21 protein-coding genes are annotated in these 24573 nt (G+C 71.2%); 15 read left to right on the forward strand and 6 right to left on the reverse strand.

What is annotated here, in order from left to right:
- Nucleotides 1-166 precede the first annotated feature (166 nt).
- The gene (locus AOK17_RS03580) at nt 167-1240 is read right to left on the reverse strand and encodes an ABC transporter permease (protein WP_055610798.1); all 1074 of its coding nucleotides are present in this window, start codon (nt 1238-1240) and stop codon (nt 167-169) included.
- 5 nt (nt 1241-1245) lie between these two features.
- Nucleotides 1246-2262 (reverse strand): sugar ABC transporter substrate-binding protein, encoded by a 1017-nt coding sequence (locus tag AOK17_RS03585; protein WP_055610799.1) that lies wholly within the window; start codon nt 2260-2262, stop codon nt 1246-1248.
- 314 nt (nt 2263-2576) lie between these two features.
- On the opposite strand from AOK17_RS03585, the gene iolC reads away from it, so the two are divergent.
- From iolC to AOK17_RS03630, 9 genes are all read left to right on the forward strand, one after another.
- Nucleotides 2577-3527 (forward strand): 5-dehydro-2-deoxygluconokinase, encoded by a 951-nt coding sequence (gene iolC / locus AOK17_RS03590; protein WP_055610800.1) that lies wholly within the window; start codon nt 2577-2579, stop codon nt 3525-3527.
- Nucleotides 3528-3557: 30 nt separating this feature from the next.
- On the forward strand, nt 3558-4436 hold the full coding sequence (locus tag AOK17_RS03595; protein ID WP_055610801.1) for a Cgl0159 family (beta/alpha)8-fold protein: 879 nt from the start codon (nt 3558-3560) through the stop codon (nt 4434-4436).
- Nucleotides 4437-4455: 19 nt separating this feature from the next.
- Nucleotides 4456-5346 (forward strand): 5-deoxy-glucuronate isomerase, encoded by an 891-nt coding sequence (gene iolB / locus AOK17_RS03600; RefSeq protein ID WP_055610802.1) that lies wholly within the window; start codon nt 4456-4458, stop codon nt 5344-5346.
- Nucleotides 5347-5353: 7 nt separating this feature from the next.
- Nucleotides 5354-7228 carry a 3D-(3,5/4)-trihydroxycyclohexane-1,2-dione acylhydrolase (decyclizing) gene (iolD, locus tag AOK17_RS03605; protein WP_055610803.1) on the forward strand — a complete coding sequence of 625 codons (1875 nt, stop codon included), beginning with the start codon at nt 5354-5356 and terminating at the stop codon, nt 7226-7228.
- A gap of 31 nt (nt 7229-7259) precedes the next feature.
- Entirely contained in the window at nt 7260-8756 is a 1497-nt protein-coding gene (locus AOK17_RS03610; RefSeq protein ID WP_055610804.1) for a CoA-acylating methylmalonate-semialdehyde dehydrogenase, read from the forward strand.
- A 122-nt stretch (nt 8757-8878) separates the two neighbouring features.
- Nucleotides 8879-9661 (forward strand): GntR family transcriptional regulator, encoded by a 783-nt coding sequence (locus tag AOK17_RS03615; RefSeq protein WP_055610805.1) that lies wholly within the window; start codon nt 8879-8881, stop codon nt 9659-9661.
- Nucleotides 9662-9779: 118 nt separating this feature from the next.
- A complete protein-coding gene (locus tag AOK17_RS03620; RefSeq protein ID WP_107102288.1) occupies nt 9780-12248 on the forward strand; it encodes a SpoIIE family protein phosphatase in 2469 nt (822 codons plus the stop codon).
- 181 nt (nt 12249-12429) lie between these two features.
- Nucleotides 12430-14898 (forward strand): beta-glucosidase family protein, encoded by a 2469-nt coding sequence (locus AOK17_RS03625; RefSeq protein ID WP_055610806.1) that lies wholly within the window; start codon nt 12430-12432, stop codon nt 14896-14898.
- A gap of 113 nt (nt 14899-15011) precedes the next feature.
- On the forward strand, nt 15012-15668 hold the full coding sequence (locus tag AOK17_RS03630) for a DedA family protein (RefSeq protein ID WP_055610807.1): 657 nt from the start codon (nt 15012-15014) through the stop codon (nt 15666-15668).
- Nucleotides 15669-15764: 96 nt separating this feature from the next.
- Here AOK17_RS03630 and AOK17_RS03635 read toward each other — a convergent pair whose 3' ends face one another.
- On the reverse strand, nt 15765-16295 hold the full coding sequence (locus AOK17_RS03635; protein ID WP_055610855.1) for a gamma carbonic anhydrase family protein: 531 nt from the start codon (nt 16293-16295) through the stop codon (nt 15765-15767).
- Between the two features lie 86 nt (nt 16296-16381).
- On the opposite strand from AOK17_RS03635, the gene AOK17_RS03640 reads away from it, so the two are divergent.
- Nucleotides 16382-17200 carry an acyltransferase gene (locus tag AOK17_RS03640; RefSeq protein WP_055610808.1) on the forward strand — a complete coding sequence of 273 codons (819 nt, stop codon included), beginning with the start codon at nt 16382-16384 and terminating at the stop codon, nt 17198-17200.
- A 60-nt stretch (nt 17201-17260) separates the two neighbouring features.
- Here the strand turns inward: AOK17_RS03640 and AOK17_RS03645 are convergent, their stop codons facing one another.
- Entirely contained in the window at nt 17261-18112 is an 852-nt protein-coding gene (locus AOK17_RS03645) for a DMT family transporter (RefSeq protein ID WP_055610809.1), read from the reverse strand.
- Nucleotides 18113-18273: 161 nt separating this feature from the next.
- Between AOK17_RS03645 and AOK17_RS03650 the strand changes: the two genes are divergently transcribed.
- Both AOK17_RS03650 and AOK17_RS03655 read left to right on the forward strand, forming a co-directional pair.
- Nucleotides 18274-18846 (forward strand): helix-turn-helix domain-containing protein, encoded by a 573-nt coding sequence (locus tag AOK17_RS03650; RefSeq protein WP_055610810.1) that lies wholly within the window; start codon nt 18274-18276, stop codon nt 18844-18846.
- A 43-nt stretch (nt 18847-18889) separates the two neighbouring features.
- A complete protein-coding gene (locus AOK17_RS03655) occupies nt 18890-19447 on the forward strand; it encodes a YbaK/EbsC family protein (RefSeq protein WP_055610811.1) in 558 nt (185 codons plus the stop codon).
- Nucleotides 19448-19456: 9 nt separating this feature from the next.
- Here the strand turns inward: AOK17_RS03655 and AOK17_RS03660 are convergent, their stop codons facing one another.
- Nucleotides 19457-20596 carry a cation diffusion facilitator family transporter gene (locus tag AOK17_RS03660; protein ID WP_055610812.1) on the reverse strand — a complete coding sequence of 380 codons (1140 nt, stop codon included), beginning with the start codon at nt 20594-20596 and terminating at the stop codon, nt 19457-19459.
- 81 nt (nt 20597-20677) lie between these two features.
- On the opposite strand from AOK17_RS03660, the gene AOK17_RS03665 reads away from it, so the two are divergent.
- From AOK17_RS03665 to AOK17_RS03675, 3 genes are all read left to right on the forward strand, one after another.
- Nucleotides 20678-21037 carry an ArsR/SmtB family transcription factor gene (locus AOK17_RS03665; protein ID WP_055610813.1) on the forward strand — a complete coding sequence of 120 codons (360 nt, stop codon included), beginning with the start codon at nt 20678-20680 and terminating at the stop codon, nt 21035-21037.
- 177 nt (nt 21038-21214) lie between these two features.
- On the forward strand, nt 21215-22024 hold the full coding sequence (locus AOK17_RS03670) for a VOC family protein (protein WP_055610814.1): 810 nt from the start codon (nt 21215-21217) through the stop codon (nt 22022-22024).
- A gap of 223 nt (nt 22025-22247) precedes the next feature.
- The gene (locus tag AOK17_RS03675) at nt 22248-23129 is read left to right on the forward strand and encodes an MHYT domain-containing protein (protein WP_055610815.1); all 882 of its coding nucleotides are present in this window, start codon (nt 22248-22250) and stop codon (nt 23127-23129) included.
- Nucleotides 23130-23262: 133 nt separating this feature from the next.
- Here AOK17_RS03675 and AOK17_RS03680 read toward each other — a convergent pair whose 3' ends face one another.
- Entirely contained in the window at nt 23263-24399 is a 1137-nt protein-coding gene (locus AOK17_RS03680; protein ID WP_055610816.1) for a PQQ-dependent sugar dehydrogenase, read from the reverse strand.
- Nucleotides 24400-24573: the final 174 nt, after the last annotated feature.

Consider the following 24573-nt stretch of genomic DNA (forward strand, 5'->3'; position numbering starts at 1 on the left):
GACGCAGGTGACCTGGCTGGGGTAGACGGCCAGGTCGACGGTGTGCAGGGCGCGGACGTTGCCGTAGGCCTTGCCGGCCCCGCGCAGTTCGACGATCGGCTCGCTGGTGTCGGGCTTGTCCTTGACCGCCGCGCCGTTGGGGGAGGTGTTGTTGGTGGTCATGGCTTTACCTCCGGGTGGCCTGGCGGCGGACCCACAGATTGACGAGGGCGGCGAGCAGGAGCATGACGCCGAGGAAGGCCTTGAACCAGTCGGGGTTCCAGTTGGCGTAGACGATGCCCTGGGAGACCATGCCGAAGATGAAGGCGCCGATGACCGGGCCGATCGCGGAGCCGTAGCCGCCGGTGAGCAGGCAGCCTCCGATGACCGCGGCGATGATGTACAGGAACTCGTTGCCCACACCCTCGCCGGACTGGACGGTGTTGAACGAGAACAGGATGTGCATCCCGACGAACCAGGCACCCGCCCCGACGCCCATGAACAGGGCGATCTTGGTGAAGGTGACCGGCACACCAACCGCACGCGCGGATTCCTTGCTGCCGCCGGTCGCGAAGATCCAGTTCCCGAACTTGGTGCGCAGCAGCAGCCAGGTCGCAGCCGCGGCGAACACGAACCAGTAGAACACCGTGATCTTCACATCGACACCGCCGATGCTGATCTCGGAGGCGAAGACCTTCTTGGCCTGGTCGAAGCCGTCCATGTCACTGATCGAGTCCGTTGCCACGTTCCCGGTGAAGATCTTCGTGATGGCGAGGTTGGCGCCCTGCAGGATCAGGAACGACCCCAGCGTGATCAGGAAGCACGGCAGACCGGTACGTACGAGCAGGTAGCCGTTGAACGCGCCGATCGCCAGCGACACGAGCAGGGCGACGACGATGCCGGTCCACACGTTCATGGAGAGCTGGAAGCTCCACATGCTCGCGGTGAGCGCGGACGTGGTGACCGCGACACCGGCGGAGAGGTCGAACTCGCCACCGATCATCAACAGCGCCACCGGGAGGGCCATGATGCCCATCACCGACGACTCGTAGAGCACGTTGGCCAGCGAACCGGCCTCGCGGAAGGGGGAAGCGACCGCGAAGAAGAACACGTACACGGCGATCGCCGCGATCAGCGCGCCGATCTCCGGACGGGCCGCCAGCCTGCGGCTCAGGGAGCGTTCCGAGGTCCGGCCGTCCTTGGGGGCGGCCGGCGGAGCCGGCGACGAGGGACTCGTCGCCGGTGCCGTTGCCTGGGACATGGAAATCACCGAGTGCCCTTCGCGGCGAACTTCGCGATGGTTTCGACGTTGGACTTGTCGACGAACGCCGGACCGGTCAGCACCGGCTCCTGACCACCGCCACTGAAGTTGCCGTTGGTCTTGTAGAGCCACAGCGAGTCGACGGACAAGTAGCCCTGAAGGTAGGGCTGTTGGTCGACGGCGAACTGGATGTCGCCGTCCTCGATGGCTCCGATGAGGTCCTTGTTGAGGTCGAAGGTCGCCAGTTTGGCTTTGCTGCCCGCGTCACCCAGCGACTGCACGGCCGTCATGGCGAACGGGGCACCGAGCGTGACCACGTAGTCGATCGAGCTGTCCTGCTTGAGCTTGGCGGTGATCGTCGACTTCACGGACGGCATGTTCGTGCCGTTCACGTACAGGTTCGTGGTCTTGCCCTTGAAGGTCTTCTTGACGCCTGCGCAGCGCGCTTCCAGAGCCACGTGGCCCTGCTCCTGGATCACGCAGATGTTGTTCTTCGCGCCGAGTTCGTTGAGCTTCCGGCCGAAGGCCTCACCGGCGACGTACTCGTCCTGGCCGAAGTACTCCAGCAGACCCTGCTCCTTCCAGTCGTCGACGCCTCCGTTGAACCCGACGACCGGGATGCCGGCCTTCTCCGCCTTGGCGACCGTGGACTTCATGGCGTCGGGCTTGGCCAGGGTGACCGCGATGCCGTCGACCTTCTGGTCGATCGCGTTCTGCACGAGGTTGGCCTGCTTGGCCGAGTCCGGGCTGCTGGAGTACACCAGCTCGACGTTGTCCTTGGCCGCGGCGGCCTCCGCTCCCTTGCGGATCGTGTCCCAGAAGGTGTCACCGGAGGCCGCGTGAGTGATCATCGCGACCTTCATACGGGGGGTGTCGGCCTTGCCTGCAGACACGTTGCCCGTGTCCTCCTCGGCCTTCTTGCCACCGGAGTCGCTGGAACAGCCGGTGACTATCAGGGCCGCCGCGGAGGCCACGGCGACGAGGGCGAATCTGCGGGAACGGGTGCGAAACGTGCGGTCCATCTTTCCGGCACCTCACTGTGCGACAGGGGAAAGGGAGCAGGGGCAGCGGTCCGGGCAGGTGCCCGGTCCTTCGGCCCGTACGGAAGGAGACCGCAGGGCCACGTACCGACAAACTCGGCTGTGCTGTTGGGAGGGGATGTAAGTCCCTGACAGACCCCGCTGTCAATACTTTGTTAAGACATCATTTCACGATCACGTGAGAATGTAAGTACAAAGTCTTGACATGGCTCGGCCTCGGTCTTACACCTAGGACACACCGGTCCCCTGCATCCCGCACCCCCGGAAGCCCGCAGTCACCACGAGGAGCGACGCGTATGACCGAGTCCTTCGACCTGATCACCATGGGTCGCATCGGTGTCGATCTCTACCCTCTGCAGACCGGAGTGCCGCTCGCGCGTGTCGAAACCTTCGGTAAATTCCTCGGTGGCTCGGCGGCCAACGTGGCGGTCGCCGCGGCCCGTCTCGGCCGTTCCACGGCGATCGTCACCCGAACCGGCGATGATCCCTTCGGAGCCTATCTCCACCAGGCTCTCAAGGAGTTCGGGGTCGACGATCGCTGGGTCACCCCCGTAGAGGCGTACCCGACGCCGGTCACGTTCTGTGAGATCTTCCCGCCCGACGACTTCCCGCTGTACTTCTACCGGCAGCCCAAGGCGCCCGACCTGGAGATCCGCACCGACGAGCTGGACTTCTTCGCCGTCCGGGCCGCGAAGATCTTCTGGATCACCGGCACAGGTCTGAGCGAGGAGCCCAGCCGCTCCGCCACGCTCGCGGCCCTCAAGGCGCGCGCCAAGGCCGGCACCACCGTCTTCGACCTCGACTGGCGCCCCATGTTCTGGAAGAACCCGGCCGAGGCCCGCCCGTACTACGCCGAAGCCCTGCGGCATGTCACCGTCGCCGTCGGCAACCTTGAGGAGTGCGAGGTCGCCACCGGCGTCCGCGAGCCGCGCGCCTGCGCCGAGGCCCTCCTCGAAGCGGGCGTGGAACTGGCCGTCGTCAAGCAGGGCCCCAAGGGCGTCCTCGCCGTCCACCGCGACGGCACCACCGCGGAAGTGCCGCCCGTACCCGTCGAGGTGGTCAACGGCCTCGGCGCGGGCGACGCGTTCGGCGGCTCGCTCTGCCACGGGCTGCTGGCCGGCTGGGAGCTGGAGAAGACGATGCGGTACGCCAACGCGGCCGGAGCCCTGGTCGCCTCCCGCCTCGCCTGCTCCTCCGCGATGCCGACCGCCGCCGAGGTCGAGGATCTCGTCGCCTCCCGCGCCTGACGGCGCCACCCCTTGAACGGAGCCAAACCCTTGAGCATCACCATCCCCGACCTCGTCAGGGTGCGCGCCCGGCACCCGGAGGCGGTGGCCGAAGCAGCCGCCCGCCGGACCCGGCGTCCCCTCGTCGGCGACAGCGGCCGCCTCATGATCGTGGCGGCCGACCACCCGGCACGCGGCGCGCTCGGAGTCGGCGATCGCAGGCTGGCGATGGCCAACCGCGCCGACCTGCTGGAGCGGCTGTGCATCGCGCTGTCGCGGCCGGGGGTGGACGGGGTGCTCGCCACCGCCGACATCCTGGACGACCTGCTCCTGCTCGGCGCGCTGGAGAACAAGGTCGTCATGGGCTCCATGAACCGCGGCGGCCTGGCCGGTGCCGTCTTCGAGATGGACGACCGGTTCACCGGACACCGCGCCGAGGACATGGCCCGGCTGAACTTCGACGCGGGCAAGCTGCTGCTGCGCATCGACTACGACGACCCCGGCTCGCTGACCACCCTGGAGTCGACCGCCCGCGCGATCGACGACATGGCCGCGCACCGGCTTCCCGTGTTCGTCGAGCCGTTCATCTCCCGCCGCGTCGAGGGAACGGTCCGCAACGACCTCACCGCCGAGGCCGTCACCCGCTCCATCGCCATCGCCTCCGGGCTCGGCGGCACCTCCGCCTACACCTGGCTGAAACTGCCCGTCACCAGCGACCCGGACGACATGGCCGCCGTACTGGAGACCTCGACCCTGCCCGCCGTCCTGCTCGGCGGCGAGGTCGGCAGGGACCAGGAGGGCGCGTACGAGAGATGGCGCAAGGCCCTGCGACTGCCCACCGTGCAGGGCCTGGTCGTCGGCCGGTCCCTGCTCTATCCCGCCGAGGGCAGTGTGGAGACCGCGGTGGACACCGCGGTCGGCCTGCTCTGACCGGAAGGATCCACTTTTCATGACCAGCGCACACCACCTGCCCGCGGGCAAGGCCGCGAGCGGCCCGTACGCCGTGGACGTCACCCCGGAGAGCGCCGGCTGGGACCACTCCAGCCTCCGCGTCCTCGAACTCGCGCCCGGCGGCACGCACTTGTTCACCGCCGGCGACAGCGAGTGGATCGTGACATCGCTCGGTGGCGGCTGCACCGTCACGGTCGATGACGACTTCGGCCGCGAAGAGTTCCAGGTGCGCGGCCGTGCGAGCGTGTTCAGCGGTGCCAGCGACTTCGTATACGTTCCGCGTGACGCGACCGCGACGCTCACCTCGGCCGACGGCGGGCGCTTCGCGCTCACCGGGGCCCGCTGCTCCCGGCGTCTGCCGGCCCGCTACGAGCCCGCCGAGTTCGTCCCGGTCGAGCTGCGCGGCACCGGCAACTGCTCCCGCATGGTCCGCAACTTCGGCGCGGCCGGGGTCTTCGAGTGCGACAAGCTCATCGCGGTCGAGGTGATCACCCCGGGCGGCAACTGGTCCTCGTACCCGCCGCACAAGCACGACGAGAACCGGCCCGGCGAGGAGTCGGAGCTGGAGGAGATCTACTACTTCGAGATCGCCGACCACGAGGGCACGCCCGGCCTCGGCTACCAGCGGGTCTCCCCGTCCGGCCACGGCAGCGGCACCGATGTGCTCGCCGAGGTGCGCGGCGGCGACGTCGTCCTGATCCCGGACGGCTGGCACGGCCCCTCCATCGCCGCGCCGGGCCACGACATGTACTACCTCAACGTCATGGCGGGCCCCGGCGCCGACCGGGCCTGGCTGATCTGCGACCACCCCGACCACGCCTGGATCCGCGACACCTGGCCGAGCCAGCCCGTCGACCCCCGGCTGACCCGACCCACCGCCCCCCAGTGAGGAACCGATGAGCCGCTCCACCCTCCGCCTGACCGTCGCCCAGGCTCTGGTGCGTTTCCTGGCCGTGCAGTACACCGAACGCGACGGCGTACGGCACCGGCTGATCGCAGGTACCTGGGGAATCTTCGGCCATGGCAACGTCGCCGGTATCGGCCAGGCGCTCCTGGAGGCCGGCGAGGAGACCATGCCGTTCCACCAGGGCCGCAACGAACAGGCCATGGTGCACGCCGCGGTCGGCCACGCCCGTCAGCTGAACCGGCTCTCCGCGCAGGCGGTCACCACCTCCATCGGCCCCGGCGCGACCAACCTGGTCACCGGCGCGGCCCTGGCCACGGTCAACCGCCTCCCGGTGCTGCTCCTGCCCGGCGACTACTTCGCGACGCGCGCCGCCGACCCGCTGCTCCAGCAGCTGGAGCACCCCGTCGAGGCGGACCTGTCGGTCAACGACACGCTGCGCCCGGTCTCCCGCTACTTCGACCGGATCACCCGCCCCGAGGCGCTGATCCCGTCCGCCCTGAACGCGATGCGCGTGCTCGCCGACCCCGTCGAGACCGGCGCCGTCACCCTCGCCCTGCCGCAGGACGTCCAGGCCGAGGCGTACGACTGGCCCGAGGAGTTCTTCGCCGACCGGATCTGGCACGTACGCCGCCCGGCCCCCGAACCGGCCGAGCTCGCGGCGGCCGTGGAAGCCGTACGAGGCTCCCGGCGCCCCCTGATCGTCGCGGGCGGCGGCATCCACCACAGCGAGGCCGAGATGGCCCTGAAGGCGTTCGTGGAGGCCACCGGCATCCCGGTCGCGTCCACCCAGGCCGGCAAGGGCTCCCTGCGCTACGACCACCCGGCGGACCTCGGCGGCGTCGGTCACACCGGCACCGCCGTCGCCGACGAACTCGCCCGCACCGCCGACCTGGTCATCGGCGTCGGCACCCGCTACACGGACTTCACCACCGCCTCCGCCACGCTCTTCCAGGAGCCGGGCGTGCGGTTCGTGAACCTCAACGTGGCCGCCTTCGACGCGCACAAGCTGAGCGCGAGGACCCTTGTCGCCGACGCCCGCGCCGGTCTGGAGGCCCTCACCGAGGCGCTGTCCGGCCACCGCGTGGACGCGGCGTACGAGGCCGAGTACCGCGCGGGCAAGGAGCGCTGGGAGGAGGTCGTGGACGCCGTGTACCGGGCGGACGACGAGCACGCCGTCCCCACCCAGACCCAGGTCCTCGGCGCCCTGGACGCCGTGGTCGGCGACGACGACGTCGTCATCAACGCGGCCGGCTCGCTCCCCGGCGACCTGCACAAGCTCTGGCGTGCGCGCAGCCCGCGCCAGTACCACCTGGAGTACGGCTACTCCTGCATGGGCTACGAGATCCCGGCGGGCATCGGCGTCCAGCAGGCCGCCCCCGGCACCCCCGTCTGGTCGCTGGTCGGCGACGGCACGTACCTGATGATGCCCACCGAGATCGTCACCGCCGTCCAGGAGGGCCTGCCCGTCAACCTGGTGCTGATCCAGAACCACGGGTACGCGTCCATCGGCGGCCTCTCCGAGGAGACGGGCGGCGAGCGCTTCGGCACCGCCTACCGCTACCGGGCCGCCGACGGCACCTTCACCGGCGCCCCGCTGCCCGTGGACCTGGCCGCCAACGCCGCCAGCCTCGGCATGGACGTCCTGCGCGCCAAGACCGTCCGCGAACTGCGCGACGCGCTGGCCACGGCCCGCGCCTCGGACCGGCCGACGTGCGTGTACGTCGAGACCGACCCGACGCCCACCGCCCCCGCCGCCGAGGCCTGGTGGGACGTACCGGTCGCCGAGGTCGCCTCCCGCGACGCCGCCTCCCGCGCCCGCGAGCGGTACGACGAGCGCGTCGTCGACCGTCGTCGCCACCTCTGACCTCCCTCCGCTCACGAAAAGGATCCACACCATGCAGAACATGAACCACTGGATCGGGGGGAAGCCCGTCGAGGGCGCCTCCGGCCGCTTCGGTCCCGTCTACAACCCCGCCACGGGCGCCCAGGAGAAGCAGGTGCCGTTCGCCTCCGTGGACGAGGTGGACGCCGCCGTCGCCTCCGCGAAGGCCGCCTTCGAGAGCTGGGGGACCGCCTCGCTGGCCAAGCGCACGTCCGTCCTCTTCAAGTACCGCGAGCTGCTCGACGCGCACCGCGACGAGATCGCCGAGCTGATCACCGCCGAGCACGGCAAGGTGCACTCGGACGCGCTCGGCGAGGTCGCCCGGGGCATGGAGATCGTCGAACTCGCCTGTTCCGTACCGCAGTTGGTCAAGGGTGAGCTGTCCACGCAGGTCTCCACGCGCGTCGACGTGGCCGCGATCCGCCAGCCGCTCGGTGTCGTCGCGGGCATCACGCCGTTCAACTTCCCGGCCATGGTGCCGATGTGGATGTTCCCGCTGGCCATCGCCTGCGGCAACACCTTCATCCTGAAGCCGAGCGAGAAGGACCCCTCCGCCTCCTACCGGCTGGCCGAACTCGCCTCCGAGGCGGGCCTCCCGGACGGCGTCCTCAACGTCGTGCAGGGCGACAAGGTCGCGGTGGACCGCCTCCTGGAGCACCCGGACATCACGGCCGTCTCCTTCGTCGGCTCCACGCCCATCGCCAAGTACATCCAGCTCAAGGGCATCGAGCACGGCAAGCGTGTACAGGCCCTCGGCGGTGCCAAGAACCACATGCTCGTACTGCCCGACGCCGACCTGGACTTCGCCGCCGACCAGGCCATCAACGCCGCGTACGGCTCGGCCGGCGAGCGCTGCATGGCCGTGTCCGTCGTCGTCGCGGTCGGCGACACCGGCGACGAGCTCGTCGACAAGATCGCCGAGCGGGCCAAGGGCCTGAAGATCGGCCCCGGCAGCGACGCGTCCAGCGAGATGGGTCCGCTCATCACCCGCGAGCACCGCGACAAGGTCGCCTCGTACGTGACGGGGGCTGCCGCCCAGGGCGCCGAGGTCGTCGTGGACGGCACCGGCTTCACCGTCCCGGGCCACGAGGACGGCTTCTTCATCGGCGTCTCGCTCCTCGACAAGGTGCCGGTCACCGCGGACGCGTACAAGGACGAGATCTTCGGCCCGGTGCTGTGCGTGGTCCGCGCCGAGACGTACGACGAGGCCATCGCGCTGATCAACAGCTCCCGCTGGGGCAACGGCACCGCGATCTTCACCCGGGACGGCGGCGCCGCCCGCCGCTTCCAGCTGGAGGTCCAGGCCGGCATGGTCGGCGTCAACGTGCCGATCCCCGTGCCCGTCGGCTACCACTCGTTCGGTGGCTGGAAGGACTCCCTCTTCGGGGACCACCACATCTACGGCAACGACGGCATCGCCTTCTACACCCAGGGCAAGGTCATCACCACCCGCTGGCCCGACCCGGCCGACGGCGGCGGTATCAACCTCGGCTTCCCCAGCAACTCCTGACGGAAGCCGCATCCGAAGGAGGCCGTGCCCGACCGGGTACGGCCTCACCGAAGGGGTACGCGGCACCGGCACGACCTGACCGGACGCCACGCACCGACGGACATGTGAAGGGAGAGGGCTCCGTGGCAGAGACCGAGACCGCACGTCAGTCGAACGCCGCCGCGTTCGACAGCCTGGAGGTCGCCCTGGACCGGGGCAGCCCGATCCCGCTCTACTACCAGCTCGCCCAGCAACTGGAGTCCGCGATCGAGCACAGGGCGCTCGCCCCGGGCAACCTGCTGGGCAACGAGGTGGACATCGCCGCCCGGCTCGGCCTGTCCCGGCCGACCGTCCGCCAGGCCATCCAGTCCCTGGTGGACAAGGGCCTGCTGGTGCGCCGCCGCGGGATCGGCACCCAGGTGGTGCACAGCCAGGTCCGTCGTTCGCTCGAACTGAGCAGCCTGTACGACGACCTGGCGGCTGCCGGGCAGAACCCCGCGACCCAGGTGCTGCGCAACGAGATCGAATCGGCCTCGCCGGAGGTCGCCGCCGCTCTCGGCATCCCCGAGGGCCGGGACGTCATCGTGCTCGAAAGGCTGCGCTCCACCTACGGCGAACCCGTCGCACACCTGTGCAACTACCTGCCCGCCTCGCTCCTCGACCTGGACACCGAACGGCTTGAGGAGACCGGCCTCTACCGGATGATGCGGGCAGCCGGAATCACCCTGCACAGCGCCCACCAGACCGTGGGCGCCCGCTGCGCCACCGCCGACGAGGGGACCCTGCTCGACGAGCCGGAGGGGGCCGCGCTGCTCACCATGTGCCGCACGGCCTACGACGACACCGGGCGGGCCGTAGAGTACGGGACCCACGTCTACCGCGCCGCGCGCTACACGTTCGACTTCCAGCTGCTCGTACGCCCCTGATCGGGTGCGGCTGCCGGGGTCCGACGGCGGTCGCGGCGGTACGTTGGGCCCGTATCGCACGGGTGCACGGAGCGTGGCGTACGGGAACGGACCACTCCCCGGGACGGAGGGGGTCGCAGTGGCGACGAGCGAGGAGAGCGGCGTGGCGCGGCGGCGGTTCGACATGGCGGACGCCGCGGTGGTGCTGCTGGACGCCCGCATGGCGGTGGCCGGCTGGACCGGCGACGCCGAGCGGCTGTTCGGCTATCGCGGGGCCGAGGTCGTCGGCCGGGCCGCGGCCGAGCTGCTGATGCCCGAGGACGCCGAGCGCCTGCCCGACCTGACCCGCCGCTGCGGCCGGAACGGCGGCTGGACCGGACTCCTGGCGGTGCGCCACCGCGACGGACACCCCGTCGTCACGACGGTGCGGGTCGTCCCGGCCGTGGAGGCCGCGGAGGGCCCGCCGCGCTGGGTGGTGCTGGCCGCCGACTCGACCGGCGCCGCGGGCTGGGACATGAGCCGCACAGTGCTGGAACGGCTGGCCTCGCACTCACCCATCGGCATAGCGATCGTCGACGCGGACCTGCGGTACGTGTGGTCGAACGCGGCCCTGGAGCAGTTCGGCGGCGGACCCGCGCACCAGCGGATCGGGAAGCGGCTCGCGGACATCCAGCCGGGCCTGAACGCCCAGGCCCTGGAGGCGGTGATGCGCCAGGTCCTGGAGACGGGCGAGGCCGTCGTCGGCTACGAACACGTCGGTACGGTCCGCTCGGCGCCGCACCGGGACACGGCCCACGCGATGTCCTTCACCCGGCTCGACGACGACCACGGCAACCCGATCGGCGTGTACTACACCGTCGTGGACGTCACCGAGCGCTACCGGGCCCGCCAACGCCTCACCCTTCTGGACCAGGCCGGCAAGCGCCTCGGCCGCACCCTGGACGTCATGCGGACCGCCCAGGAGCTGGCCGACGTGGCGGTGCCGGGACTCGCCGACTTCGTCACCGTGGATCTGCTGGAGACCGTCCTCGAAGGGGGCGAACCCGTCGCCGGGCCGCTCAGCGGGACGGACGCGATGCCGTTGCGCCGGGCCGGCCACCAGTCGGTGAACGAAGGCGTCCCCGAGGCCGTCGTCGAGATCGGTGAAGTGGCCGCCTACCTGCCCGAAGCACCCCCTATCCGCGCGCTGACCGGCGGGACCTCCTGGATCGAGGAGCGGCTCGACCCGCTGGCCCCGGAGTGGGCCACGGGCATCGCAGGCGACCGGGCCGCCACCTTCCTCGACCTCGGACTGCACACCGCGATGATCGTGCCGGTGCGGGCCCGCGGCACCATGCTCGGGATCACCACGTTCTTCCGGCGCCACCGGCAGGACCCCTTCGACCAGGACGACCTGGGCCTGGCCGAGGAGTTCGTCGGCCGCGCCGCCCTGTGCCTCGACAACGCCCGCCGTTACACCCGGGAGCGCGACGCGGCCCTCGTACTGCAGCGCCATCTGCTGCCGCACCGGCTCCCCGAGCAGGACGCGATGGAGGTCGCCGCCTGCTACCGGCCGGCCGACGAGCTGACCGGACTCGGCGGCGACTGGTTCGACGTCATCCCACTGTCGGGCGCGCGCGTCGCCCTGGTGGTCGGCGACGTCGTCGGCCACGGCATCGAGGCCGCCGCGGCCATGGGCCGGCTGAGAGCCGCCGTACAGACCCTCGCCGACCTGGACCTGCCGCCCGAGGAGGTGCTCGCCCACCTCGACGACCTGGTCGACCGGGCCGGATACGAGGACGACACCGAGGCGGCCCCGCGCGCCGACGGCGTACGGGCCAAGGGTGCCAGCTGTCTGTACGCGGTGTACGACCCGGTCGGCGGCCGGTGCTCCATGGCCGCCGCGGGCCACGGTCTGCCCGCGATCGTCGCCCCGGACGGCACGGTCGACTTCCCCGAGCTGCCGCCGGGACCCGCCCTCGGCGTGAGCGGCCCGCCCTTCGAGTCGGTCGAACTGCCGCTCGCGGAAGGCAGCGTGCTTGCCCTGTGCACCGACGGCCTGCTCGCCGCCGAGGGGCCCGCGCCGCAGCGGGACGCCGCCGCCGACCGGGAGCGGCTGCGCCGGGTGCTCGAACGGCGGGCGCCCAGCCTCGACGACCGCTGCCAGGCCGTGGTGGAGGCGCTGGTCCCGGCCCGTCCGCCGGACGACGTGGTGCTGCTGATGGCCCGCGCCCGCCGCCTCGACGCGGAACGGACGGTGTCCTGGGAGCTGTCCGGCGACCCGGCGGCCGTCGCCGACGTGCGCAAGCGGACGTCACGGCAGCTGTGCGAGTGGGGCCTGGACGAGCTGACCTTCACCACCGAACTCGTCGTCAGTGAACTCGTCACCAACGCCATCCGGCACGCCTCCGGGCCGATAAGGCTGCGGCTGATCATGTCGCGGACCCTCGTCTGCGAGGTCTGGGACGCCAGCCCCACCGCCCCGCACCTGCGCCACCCGAAGACGACCGACGAGGGCGGCCGAGGTCTGTTCCTGGTCTCCCAGTTCACCCAGCGCTGGGGCACCCGGTACACCCAGGACGGCAAGATCATCTGGACCGAGCAGTCACTCACGGGCCCGGAGATCTGAGCGGGTCGTCACTCCGTCGCATCGCGGTGGCGCGACACGTTTGTGCCGTGCCCGTTGTGCCTAACGGTGTATTAAGTCACTTTTGTCGCATAGTGCGTCCGGAGGTCTACCTCGGACCGGCCGCCCGCGCGCCCCCGCGGTTCACCTCCTCGTGCCCGTACCCAACGAGGAGTGACGCCTCATGTCCGACACCGTGTCCCGGCGGTCCGTCCTGCGTCTGCTGAGCGGCGCGACCGCCGTCGCCCTGGCCGCGACCGCGGGGCCCCCGTCCCTCGCACACGCGGCCACCGCCCGGCGACAACCGGCCGCGGGTCCCCGCGTCGAGGGACTGCTCACCAAGCTCACCCTGGACGAGAAGCTCTCCCTGCTGCACGGCGCCACCGACCCCAAGGCCCTCGGCCAGGCCGGTTATGTGCCCGGCGTGGAACGGCTCGGCATCCCGCCGCTCCGCCTCGCCGACGGCCCCGCAGGCGTCCGCGTCAAGCAGCACGCCACCGCCCTGCCCGCGCCCGTCCTGCTCGCCGCCGCCTTCGACCCCGGCCTCGCCCGCCGCTACGGCCAGGTCATCGGCCGCGAGGGCCGCGCCCTGGGCCAGGACGTGCTGCTCTCCCCGATGGTCAACCTCATCCGCACCCCGTACGCGGGCCGCAACTTCGAGACGTTCAGCGAGGACCCGCTGCTCTCCGCCGGCCTCGTGGCCGAGGAGATCAAGGGCATCCAGAGCGAGGGCCTCATCGCGACCGTCAAGCACTACGCGATGAACAACCAGGAGAAGGACCGCGACTCCGTCGACGTACGGGTCGACGAGCAGACCCTCAACGAGGTCGAGCTGCGCGCCTTCGAGGCCGCCGTCGGCGCCGGAGCCCGCGCGGTCATGGGCGCCTACAACAAGGTCAACGGCACCTACGCCTGCGAGAGCAAGGAACTCCTCACCGGCATCCTCCGCGACCGCTGGGGCTTCGAGGGCTGGGTGATGACCGACTGGCACGCGGCCCACAGCACGGTCGCCTCGCTCACCGCGGGCCTCGACATGGAGATGCCGAACGGCAAGTACTTCGGGGCCGCGCTGAAGACGGCCGTCCAGAACGGGAGCGTCTCCGAGGAGTACGTCGACCGGGCGGTGCGCCGCATCCTCACGACCATGGACGACTTCGGGATGCTCGACGGCAGCGCCCCGCCCCGCCCGGCACGCAACCCGTCGGCGGGCGCGGCGGTCGCCCTGGAGGTCGCCAAGGCGGGCGCCACCCTCCTGCACAACAGGAACGGCACGCTGCCCCTGACCGGCGAGGCCGCCCGCAGCATCGCCGTCGTCGGCCCCACCGGCTCGCTGCCCTTCGTCAGCGGCGGCGGCAGCGCCCATGTGATCCCCGACCACGCCGAGCGCCCGCTGGACGCCATCAAGTCCCGTGCGGGACAAGGCGCCCAGGTGTCCTACGCGCTCGGCGAGGACCTCTTCGGCAAGCCCCTGCCCGACGACGCGCTCAGCGACGGCATCGACCCGGAGGGCCAGCGGGTCGCCGCCGGGAAGACCTGGACGTACGAGGGGACGCTCACCGTCGAGGACGACGACGAGTGGACCTTCGTCATCCACTACTCCGGTACGCGGCCCAAGGTGCTTCTCGGCGGAGTCGACCTCTTCCCGGTGGCGACCGGGCTCGCGGAGCACTTCACGGGTGGTCTGGTGTCGGCCGCGCCCGACGGGCTCGCGGTGCGCCGCAGGACGCTCGATCTCGCCGCCGGAGAACACCGGGTCGAGATCACCGCCAAGGGCGGCACCCAGGGGCAGACGTTCCGGCTGCGGCACGCCACCGGGGCGACCCGCGCCCAGGACGTCGCCGAGGCGGTGAAGGCGGCCCGGGCCGCGGAGAGCGTCGTGCTCTTCGCGTACGAGGACGCCACCGAGAACCAGGACCGCACGACCCTCGCGCTCCCCGGCCACCAGGTTGGGCTGATCCAGGCGGTGACGGCGGTCAACCCCCGTACCACCGTCGTCCTCAACACCTCCTCCTCGACGTCGATGCCGTGGCTGGAGCGCACCGCCGCCGTGCTGCAGATGTACTACCCGGGCCAGGAGGGCGCGGCAGCCACCGCCGCCGTCCTGTTCGGCGACTGCGACCCCGGCGGACGGCTCACCCAGACCTTCCCGGTGGACGACGCGCACCACCCGGTCGCGGGCGACACGCGCCGCTACCCGGGCGTGAACGGCGTCGAGGAGTACTCGGAGGGCGTCCACGTCGGCCACCGCTGGTACGACGCCGAGGACGTGCGGCCACTGTTCCCGTTCGGGCACGGACTCTCGTACACCTCCTTCGTGTACGAGGGCCTGGGCGTGGCGCGGACCGGGGACGGCCTGGAGGTGGTGTTCACCGTGCGGAACACGGGACGGCGGGACGGGGTCGACATCCCGCAGGTCTATGTGGGCGCCTCGCCGGACCTCCAGGTCGACCAGGCCGAAAGGGTGTTGGGCGGCTATCAGCGGCTCGCGCTGAAGGCGGGGGAGTCGCGCCGGGTCACCGTGCACGTCGACGAGCGCACGCTCTCCTCGTGGGACGCCGAGCGGCACGGCTGGGTGCTCGGCACCGGGCGGCGGACCGTGTGGGTGGGGGCCTCGGCGGGCGAACTGCGGCTCAGCGGGAGGGCGCAGGTGTGAGGCCGACGGGACGCCGTGCCCTCCAAGTGACCGGGTAGGCTGCCCGGCGTGCGCTCGCGGCCGAGCGCACGCCGGGCCAGGCCCGGCCCGCGGTGAATCGGGAGGAACCGGCGTTGCACGTCCAGGAGTGGCTAGAGACAGTGCCCGCGGTCAGCATCTACCTGCTGGTGGGCCTGGTCATCGGCCTGGAGAGCCTGGGCATTCCACTGCCGGGCGAGATCATCCTCGTCTCCGCGGCGCTGCTCGCCTCCCAGCACGGTGACATCAACCCTGTGATCCTCGGCGCCTGCGCCGTCGCCGGCGCGATCATCGGTGACTCCATCGGCTACGCCATCGGCCGCAAGGGCGGACGACCGCTCCTGGCCTGGCTCGGCGCGAAGTTCCCCAGGCACTTCAGCGAGGGCCATATCGCCACCGCCGAGAAGTCCTTCGAGAAGTGGGGCATGTGGGCCGTGTTCTTCGGCCGCTTCGTCGCCCTGCTGCGGATCTTCGCGGGCCCGCTCGCGGGTGTGCTGCGCATGCCGTACTGGAAGTTCCTGACCGCCAACGTCCTCGGCGGCATCCTCTGGGCCGGCGGCACCACAGCCGTCATCTACTACGTCGGCATCGTCGCCGAGTCCTGGCTCAAGCGCTTCTCCTGGCTCGGCCTGGTCCTGGCCCTCCTCATCGGCCTCACCTCGATGCTGGTGCTCAAGCGCAAGGCGAAGAAGGTCTCGGCGGAGCGCGAGGCCGAGCGGACGGCGGCCGAGCCGGTCCCGGCGACCGACTGAGAGGCTGCGCCCTGTAACGGGGCGCAGCCCCGTTTTTTTGGGGGGCGCGGGGAACTGCGCGACCAGCCACGGCCGGCCCGCAGCCCGCGACGAACCTCAGCCCCCGTGTGCTTCCCGGTGCCCCTTCGCGAGTTCCACGTACAACGTCCCGTTCAGCGAGATCCCCTCCCGCTCCTCGGGCGTCAGCTCCCGCTTCACCTTGGCGGGCACCCCCGCGACCAGCGACCCGGGCGGCACCCGCATCCCCTGCGGGACAAGCGCCTGCGCGGCGACCAGCGAACCCGCCCCGATCACCGCCCCGTTGAGGATCGTCGCCCCCATCCCGACCAGACAGTCGTCCTCGACGGTGGCACCGTGCACCACGGCGTTGTGCCCGATGGACACCCGCTCCCCGACGGTGACGGGGAAGCCGGGGTCGACATGGAGCGTGCAGTTGTCCTGCACGTTGCTGTCCGCGCCGATGACGATGGGCCCGCACTCGGCCCGCAGCACCGCCCCGTACCAGACGCTCGCGCCAGGGTGCAGCGTCACCTCGCCGAGCACCACGGACATCGGGGCGACGAACGCCTCCTGATCCACCTTCGGATCCTTGCCGCCCACGCCCGCGATCAGCGCCTCGTGCGTCATCGCCGTCTCCTCGTTCTCGTTGGTACCGGCACCGTAAGGGATCCGGCCACACCACGGTGGGGCGAAGATCACAGGCGCCCGAGCTCATGGCCGGACGTCACGCTGAGTACGGTGAGCGGGTGCCCAAGCGCAAGAACACGTTCTCATCCCGGCGGCGCCGGCTCGTCCAGCGCGCCGTCCACGCGGGCTGGTCCTGGGTGCAGCGGACGGGCGCGGTGACCGCCGAGCGGCCCGGGCGGCTGCACTTCGGGGCGATGGGAACAGGTACCAGGCTGGCCTTCCCGCAGGGCACCGTCTTCGGCGAGCCGTGGATCCATCTCGGCGACCACTGCATCATCGCCGAACAGGTCACTCTGACCGCCGGGCTGATGCCCGACCTCGACCTCGGCCCGGACCCCATCCTCCGCATCGGCGACGGCGTCGTCCTCGGCCGCGGCAGCCACGTCATCGCCGACACGACGGTCATGATCGGCAGCGACTGCTACTTCGGGCCGTACGTGTACGTGACGTCCACCAACCACTCGTACGACGACCCCCATGAGCCGATCGGCAAGCAGTGGCCGCGGATGGAGCCGGTGGAGATCGGCCCGGGCTGCTGGATCGGCACCGGCGCGGTGATCCTGCCGGGCGCGCGCATCGGGCGGAACGTCGTGGTGGCGGCCGGCGCGGTCGTACGCGGAGTCGTCCCCGACCACGCGGTGGTGGCCGGGGCGCCGGCCAGGGTCGTGCGCCGCTGGACCGCCGCCGACGGCTGGCAGCCGCCGCTGCGCACGCCCGCGCCGGTGCCGATTCCCGACGGGGTCACACCGGAGCAGCTGCTCGCGCTGGCGGAGCTGGACGCGGAGAGCATCGCCGGTCTGCGGGCCGTCGAGGCCGCCCACGAGGACGTACGAGCCGAGTCCTGACCGGCCGGGGGTCGACCGAGGGCCGGCCGGGGTCCTTCGGGGCCGAGGCCCGGTGGCCGCTCAGCCCGTGGCGAGCAGCACCGTGCCCACCAGCGCCAGGCCCGCCCCCGCCGCCTGGATCGCGCGCAGCCGCTCGCTGAGGAAGCCGCGTGCGGCGAGGGCCGTCACGACCGGGCAGAGCGAGGCGAGGACGGCGGCCACGGTGACCGGGCCGCGCTGGGCGGCCAGTGAGTACGTGCCGTTGGCGGCCACGTCCGCGAGTCCGACGAATGCCAGGGCCGGGAGGGCCTCCCACGCGATCTTCGGGGGAGCCACGCTGCCGCGCCGGACGGCGACGTACAGAGCCGTGCCTCCCGTGACGACGTTCGTGACCCGCTGCACGAACAGGGCGAGGAAGAGGCCGGTGAGGGTGGACGACGCCTCGGCGATCAGGGCCATCACCGCGCCGAAGCCGAATGCCGCGACCAGGGTGAGCAGCACTGCCTGCCGCTGCACGGGGGCGCCCCTGAAGTGCGGTCCGCCCGCGAGGACGACCCCGACGACGGCGACCGCGATGCCCGCGAACTGCACCAGGCCGGGGCGCTCACCGAGGACGAGGCCCACCGCGACGGGGACGGCGATGCTGAGCGAGGCGAGCGGTGAGACGACGCCCATCGGGCCGAGGGCGAGCGCCTTGTAGAAGGCCAGCATCCCGACGGGTCCGACGAGGCCGGCCGCCACCGCGAACCACAGCTGCGGACTTGCCTCGCTCCAGGCGCCGGTGACGAGGACGATCGCGCCGAGCACGACGGCGGCGATCGACTGCGAGACGACCACGACCGTCAGCGCGGGCGTTCGTCGTGCCAGCAGCCCTCCGCCGAAGTCGGCCAGCCCCCACAGGAGGCTTGTGGCCAGGGCGAACAGCGCTGTCATGGGATGCCTCGCAGTACAGTTCGATGAACGATTCGGTGCACCACACCGTAGTTCAGTTCATTGAACCCTGTCATCCAGAATATTGAACAACCCTCAAGCCTCATGGGCCGAGCTTCGTGAGAGCCGGGCCCCATGAGAACCACGAGAACATTGGACGGAATGTGTCGGACCTCGACCTCCTGACCCAGTCCCTGGCGCGCAGCGTCAAGCGCTGGCGCACCGAGCGCGGCTTCACCCTGGACACGCTCGCCGCCCGCGCCGGGGTCAGCCGCGGCATGCTCATCCAGATCGAGCAGGCCCGCACCAACCCCAGCCTGGGCACCGTCGTCAAGATCGGTGACGCGCTCGGCATCAGCATCACCACGCTGCTCGACTACGAGCAGGGCCCGAAGGTGCGGATCGTCCCGGCCGACCAGGCCGTGCGGCTCTGGCACACCGACGCGGGCAGCTACAACCGGCTCCTCGCGGGCACGGAGGCGCCCGGCCCGCTGGAGATGTGGGACTGGCTGCTGATGCCGGGCGAGGGCAGCCCCTCCGACCCGCACCCCACGGGCACGGTCGAGCTCCTCCACGTCACGAAGGGCGAGCTGACGCTCACCGTCGACGGTGAGGAGTACCGCGTCCCCGCGGGCGCGAGCGTCTCCTTCGAGGCCAACACCCCTCACACGTACGCCAATTCGGGCGACGTACCGCTGGAGATGGTCATGGCCGTGTCGGTCCCGGGCGTGCACTGAGACCCTCGTCCGGCGCCGTGCGCACGGCTGTTAGCGTGCCGTCATGCGCGCACCCATCGGACAGTTCGACGACGCCACCCCCGCTCCCGACCGCCTCGACACACTGACCCGCCCGGTCGCCGACGCCGTACGCCAGTGGCACGGCAGCGTCCCCGCCGACCAGATCGTGTACGTCGACACCGAGCCGGAGTGGGCCGACACCGCCACCTTCGTCGAGCACTACGGCAAGGACCTCCTCGAACGGTCGGCCAACTGCGTGGTCGTCGCGGGCAAGCGCGGCGGGGAGAGCACGCTCGCCGCGTGCGTCGTGCTCTCGACCACCCGCGTCGACGTGAACGGCGCCGTGCGCCGCCAACTCGGCGCGCGCAAGGCGTCGTTCGCCTCGATGGACTTGGCGACCGGCGAGACCGGCATGGAGTACGGCGGCATCACGCCGATCGGGCTCCCCGCCGACTGGCCGGTGCTGGTGGACTCGGCGGTGGTCGACCTCCCGTACGTGCTGGTCGGCAGCGGTCGCCGGCGGGGCAAGCTGCTCGTCCCGGGCAAGGCGTTCGCGGAGCTGCCGAACGCCGTGGTGCTGGAGGGGCTCGGGGTCGCCTGACCCGTTCCGTCAGGCGGGCGTGTGGTGGGCCAGGGCGAGGTGGGGGTCCGTCTCGCCCGGCGCGGGTGACGGGTCCGCGTGGACCAGGGCCGCGGTGAGCCCCGGGACCGCGTGCAGCAGGGCGTGCTCGGCCTCGACCGCGATGCCGTGGGCCTGCCGTACGCTCGCCTCGCCGTCGACGACCACCGCCACCTCGGCCCGCAGCCGGTGGCCGATCCAGCGCAGCCGCAGCTCACCCACGGCCTGCACGCCCGGCACCTCGCGCAGTGCCCGCTCGGCCGAGTCGACCAGCTCCGGGTCGATCGCGTCCATGACCCGGCGGAAGACCTCGCGTGCGGCGTCGCGCAGCACCAGCAGCAGGGCGACCGTGATGGCCAACCCGACCACCGGGTCGGCGAGTTGCCAGCCGAGCGCCGCGCCGCCCGCGCCGAGAAGCACGGCGAGCGAGGTGAATCCGTCGGTGCGCGCGTGCAGTCCGTCCGCGACGAGCGCGGCCGAGCCGATCTCGCGGCCGACGCGGATGCGATAGCGGGCCACCCACTCGTTGCCCGCGAAGCCGATGACGGCCGCCGCGGCCACGATCGGGATGTGTTCGACCGGGCGGGGCGCGAACAGCCGGTCGACGGCCGTCCAGCCCGCGAAGACCGCGGACGCGGCGATCGTCAGCACGATCGCGAGGCCCGCCAGGTCCTCCGCCCGGCCGTAGCCGTACGTGAACCGGCGCGTCGCCGCCCTCCTGCCCAGCACGAAGGCGATGCCCAGTGGTACGGCGGTGAGCGCGTCGGCCGCGTTGTGCACGGTGTCACCGAGCAGCGCGACCGAACCGGAGACCGCGACGACCGCCGCCTGGGCCACCGCGGTCACGCCGAGGACGGCCAGTGAGATCCACAGGGTGCGGATGCCTCGGGCCGAGGCTTCGAGGGCCGGGTCGACCTTGTCGGTGGACGCGTGGGAGTGGGGCTTGAGGAGATGGGCGACGCGGTGGGAGAGACGGTGACGGAGATCGTGACGGAGGCCGTGGTGGGCGCGGGGCGGGTGCCCGGCTCCGTGCTCGTGGCCGGGGGCGCCGCGGTCCTGCCGGTGCCCGTGGTCGTGGTGCTCGTGCCCGTGCTCGTCCTGGTGGCTGTGCTCGTGGTGCCCGGCGCTCACATGGGCCCCCTTTCCGGTTCCAGTTCCGGTTTCCGGTGTGCTCGGTGGACTCGACGACGTCCACGGAGCCATTATGTGCGTATGAGCGCACGCATGCACCTGTCACCTGCGAACGATGAGCATCCGCGCACACCGGGCGAGGAGCAGTTCGCCCTCGCCGCGGAGGTTCTCGCCCTCCTGGGGGACCGCACCCGGCTCGTCCTGCTGCACGCCCTGGCCGAGGACGAGGCCGACGTCACCACGCTCACCGAGCGCTGTGGCGCGGCCCGTCCGGCCGTCAGCCAGCACCTGGCGCGGCTGCGGCTCGCGGGGCTCGTCAACACGCGCAAGGAGGGCCGCCGGGTGATCTACTCCCTGCGCGACGGCCACCTGCGCCGGGTCGTGGACGAGGCGCTGAACCTGGCCGACCACCGGCTCAGCGACCGGCCGACGCACGACTGAGGCGGCCTGTTTCGGGCAGGGCCCTCGGGTACTCGGGGCGTGAGCCGGAAACCGCCTCCGGGCGCGGGACGCCGATGCGGGTGATGCTGGAGGTGACGGAACCACGGCCCCGAGGGTGCTTCCGACGCTGCCGGACGTCCGCGCACGCCGGTCAGCCCGATTCAGGACGGTACTGCCATGAACCGCGACGCAACACGCGACGCAACACTCCGAAGCGACGTCATCTCCAGCCATGCGGTGGTCGGTGCCCCGTGCTGGGTCAGCCTGACGGCACGCGACCAGCAGGCCGCGGAGGACTTCTACCGGGCGGTGCTCGGCTGGCGCTTCCGGGAGGCCAGGCTGATGGACCGGTTCCGGATCGCGTACGCGGAAGGGGTGCCCGTCGCGGGCATCGCCGCCGTTGCCTCCACATGGCAGATGGCCGTCGCCTGGACCCCGTACTTCGCCGTGGACAGCGCGGACGAGACCGTCGCCCGGGGCCAGGAGCGCGGCGGTACGACGGCGGTCGGGCCCATCCGCTTCCCGCCGGGCCGCGCCGCTCTGCTGGCCGACCGCGACGGCGCCGTCTTCGGCATCTGGGAGGGCCAACTCGTCGCGGGCTGGGAGACCTGGCGCCGGGCGGCCCCGGCCTTCCTGCGGCTGCACACACGCAACGCGTTCGACGCCGCCATCTTCTACGGGGAGGTCCTGGAGTGGGCGACCTCGGAGCCCGGCTGCATCGAGGTCCACTACGACGGCGACGAGGTCGTGCTGCGCAGCGACGGTGACGTGGTGGCTCGTATTCACTCCGGTGCGGTGGAGGCGGCGCCCGATCCCGCGGTCCGGCCGCACTGGCAGGTGCACTTCGCGGTCGACGACGTCGACGCGTGCGTGCGCGCTGCGCTGGCCCACGGGGGCACGGTCCAGGAGGGCGCGTCCTCGCAGGAGGCAGTGCTGCGGGACCCCGACGGCGCGCAGTTCACGGTGGCGTCGCGGAAGGAGCAGTAGAGCCGTACCTGCCGGAGTTGTGGGGCCGCGCGGCCCCACCGCCGGAACGATGGGATCGCGCCACCAGAATGAATGCCTTCGGCTGAAAATCGCCCATTGATGACCGGAATCGATGAATGTGGCATGCAGTTCACTGCGAATCGATCGAAAACGCTTGCCCCCGCCTGTCACGGCGCGTACATCTGTCCCCCGCAACACTTGTTTTTCGGGGGGATGTTGGCATATGCAAGGAACTGTCGACGGATTCAGCTACGGAATGGTCACACCGCTGGCGGCCTACGTCATGGCTTGCCTGGGAGCGGCCCTGGGGCTGCGCTGCATCACCCGGTCACTGCGCAACGAGCAGTCGTGGAAGCCGGGCTGGCTGGCGCTCGGAGCGGCTTCGATCGGAAGCGGAATATGGACGATGCATTTCATCGCCATGATCGGATTCCAGGTCGAGGAAAGCCGAATTCGCTATGACGTCGGCCTGACGATTCTCAGCCTCGCCGTGGCGATTGTCGTCGTCGGCCTCGGAGTCTTCGCCGTCGGCTACCGCGGCGCGAACACGGCGACCCTCCTCATGGCGGGCACCTTCACGGGCATCGGGGTCGCCGCCATGCACTACATAGGCATGGCCGCCATCCGCGTGAACGGCAGCCTGCAGTACGACGTCCGCACGGTCGCCCTCTCCGTCGTGATCGCCATCGTCGCCGCCACCGCCGCTCTCTGGGCCGCGGTCGCCATCCGCGGCTTCATGACCAGCCTGGGGGCCAGCCTCGTCATGGGCGTCGCCGTCTCCGGCATGCACTACACGGGCATGGCGGCCGTCAGCGTGCACCTCCACGGCGCGACCGGCTCGCCCGGAGTCGGCGGCTCGGCCTACTCGCTCCTGCTCCCCATGCTCCTCGGCCCGGCCCTCTTCCTGCTGCTCGCGGCAGTGGTGGTGATGTTCGACCCAATGCTGGTCCTCGGGGACGGCGACTGGCGGCGCCCTGTCGCCGGCCGGCGTGTACCCGCGCCACAGGTGAGCTGGGCCGAAGAGCCCGGCTCCCTTTTCGAGGCACCCTCCGACGCGAGTCGGCGCGCGTACGGGCAGGGGGCGCCGGCGCCGCGCAACTGGTGAGCGTGCGCCGGCTCCGCGGCCCGGCGCGGGATCCCGATCGCCGGGCAGCGGGCCGTTCTCCCTCGCCGGTGCGCTTCAGCGGCTTCACTGGTCCGCTTCAGCGGGTTCGTCGATCCGCTTCAGCGGGCAGTGGTCACGCCGGGTCGATGCGGGAGACGCTGCCACCGATGGCGAGCACGTACAGTTCGCCGTCGCCGCCCTGCACGAACGAGATGACCTCCCCGCCGTTGACCCCGAGGTCGCTCTCGCCGGTCACCTTCCCGTTCTTCATCCGCAGGGTGCGCAGGGTGTCGTCGCAGTAGTCGCTGAACACGTACTGCCCCTTGAGGTCCGGGATCGCCCTGCCGCGGTAGACGTATCCGCCGGTCACCGCGCAGCCCAGCCCGGTACGGTCGTACTCGTGGACCGGCGGCACGTGGTTCGCGGGTTCCGTTCCGCCCCGGAAGGGATGGGTGCCCTCCATCTGGGACCAGCCGTAGTTCTCGCCGCCCCCGCTCTTCGCCGGGGCCCAGTCGATCTCCTCCCAGTCGTTCTGGCCGACGTCACCGATCAGCAGGTCGCCGGTGCGCGCGTCGAAGGAGAACCGCCACGGGTTGCGCAGCCCGTACGCCCAGATCTCGTCCTTCGCGTTCGGGTCGTCGACGAAGGGGTTGTCGCGCGGGATCGCGTACGGCTTGCCGCCCTGCGGGTCGATCCGCAGCATTTTGCCGAGCAGCGTGTCGAGGTTCTGTCCGTTGCCGTGCGGGTCGCCGCCCGAGCCGCCGTCGCCGAGCGCTATGTAGAGGTAGCCGTCGGGGCCGAACCTGATGTCACCGCCGTTGTGGTTCGAGTACGGCTGCGTCTGGGTGATGACGGTGCGCCGGGTGTTCGGTCGGATCTTGCCGTGCCGCACGGCGAACTCGTCCACGGTGCTGGTGCCTTCGAGGTTCGTGAACGAGATGTAGAAGTGCGCGAACCTCTTGTCGAACGCGATGCCCAGCAGGCCGCGTTCCCCGTCGGTGGTGGTCTCGGCGGATATGTCGAGGACGGGCTCGCCGAGTCCCTTGTCGTCCAGGACCCGTACCGTGCCCGCGCGTTCGGCGATCCAGACCGTGCCACCGGGTCCGGCGGCGCCGGCGATCGGGTTCTGGGCTCTGGCCACTTCCTTCAGCGCGACCTTCGCCGCCTGACGTGGGGCGGCGGGCTCGTCGGCGGACGCCGTGGTCAGGGCGAGGGATGCGACGAGGCAGATGGTGCCGATGAATGCCGTGCTTCGGGTGCGAACTTTCACCGTGACCCTCCAGAAGGCGGGGAATGGGGAAGTCACCCGGCTGCCTGGGGCAGGGTTGTGTGGGTGTCGCCCGAGCCAGCACGCAACCTGGGTGGGGGGATTGTGTGCCGCTGGCCACGGATGAGGATACTGGGGCAGGCCTGTTTGGCCTAGACCAATAACCTGCCCAACTGC

The sequence above is a fragment of the Streptomyces phaeochromogenes genome (assembly GCF_001418655.1).
In the GTDB taxonomy this organism is placed as follows: domain Bacteria; phylum Actinomycetota; class Actinomycetes; order Streptomycetales; family Streptomycetaceae; genus Streptomyces; species Streptomyces phaeochromogenes.

Excerpts from the sequence above, each read along its gene's own strand:
- AOK17_RS03640 (WP_055610808.1), top strand. The coding sequence starts at position 16,382 with ATGGCCGGACGTCACGCTGAGTACGGTGAGCGGGTGCCCAAGCGCAAG.
- AOK17_RS03675 (WP_055610815.1), top strand. The coding sequence starts at position 22,248 with ATGCAAGGAACTGTCGACGGATTCAGCTACGGAATGGTCACACCGCTG.
- AOK17_RS03610 (WP_055610804.1), top strand. The coding sequence starts at position 7,260 with ATGCAGAACATGAACCACTGGATCGGGGGGAAGCCCGTCGAGGGCGCC.
- AOK17_RS03670 (WP_055610814.1), top strand. The coding sequence starts at position 21,215 with ATGAACCGCGACGCAACACGCGACGCAACACTCCGAAGCGACGTCATC.
- AOK17_RS03585 (WP_055610799.1), bottom strand. The coding sequence starts at position 2,262 with ATGGACCGCACGTTTCGCACCCGTTCCCGCAGATTCGCCCTCGTCGCC.
- AOK17_RS03625 (WP_055610806.1), top strand. The coding sequence starts at position 12,430 with ATGTCCGACACCGTGTCCCGGCGGTCCGTCCTGCGTCTGCTGAGCGGC.
- AOK17_RS03580 (WP_055610798.1), bottom strand. The coding sequence starts at position 1,240 with ATGTCCCAGGCAACGGCACCGGCGACGAGTCCCTCGTCGCCGGCTCCG.
- AOK17_RS03655 (WP_055610811.1), top strand. The coding sequence starts at position 18,890 with ATGCGCGCACCCATCGGACAGTTCGACGACGCCACCCCCGCTCCCGAC.
- AOK17_RS03635 (WP_055610855.1), bottom strand. The coding sequence starts at position 16,295 with ATGACGCACGAGGCGCTGATCGCGGGCGTGGGCGGCAAGGATCCGAAG.
- iolB (WP_055610802.1), top strand. The coding sequence starts at position 4,456 with ATGACCAGCGCACACCACCTGCCCGCGGGCAAGGCCGCGAGCGGCCCG.
- AOK17_RS03645 (WP_055610809.1), bottom strand. The coding sequence starts at position 18,112 with ATGACAGCGCTGTTCGCCCTGGCCACAAGCCTCCTGTGGGGGCTGGCC.
- AOK17_RS03665 (WP_055610813.1), top strand. The coding sequence starts at position 20,678 with ATGAGCGCACGCATGCACCTGTCACCTGCGAACGATGAGCATCCGCGC.
- iolD (WP_055610803.1), top strand. The coding sequence starts at position 5,354 with ATGAGCCGCTCCACCCTCCGCCTGACCGTCGCCCAGGCTCTGGTGCGT.
- iolC (WP_055610800.1), top strand. The coding sequence starts at position 2,577 with ATGACCGAGTCCTTCGACCTGATCACCATGGGTCGCATCGGTGTCGAT.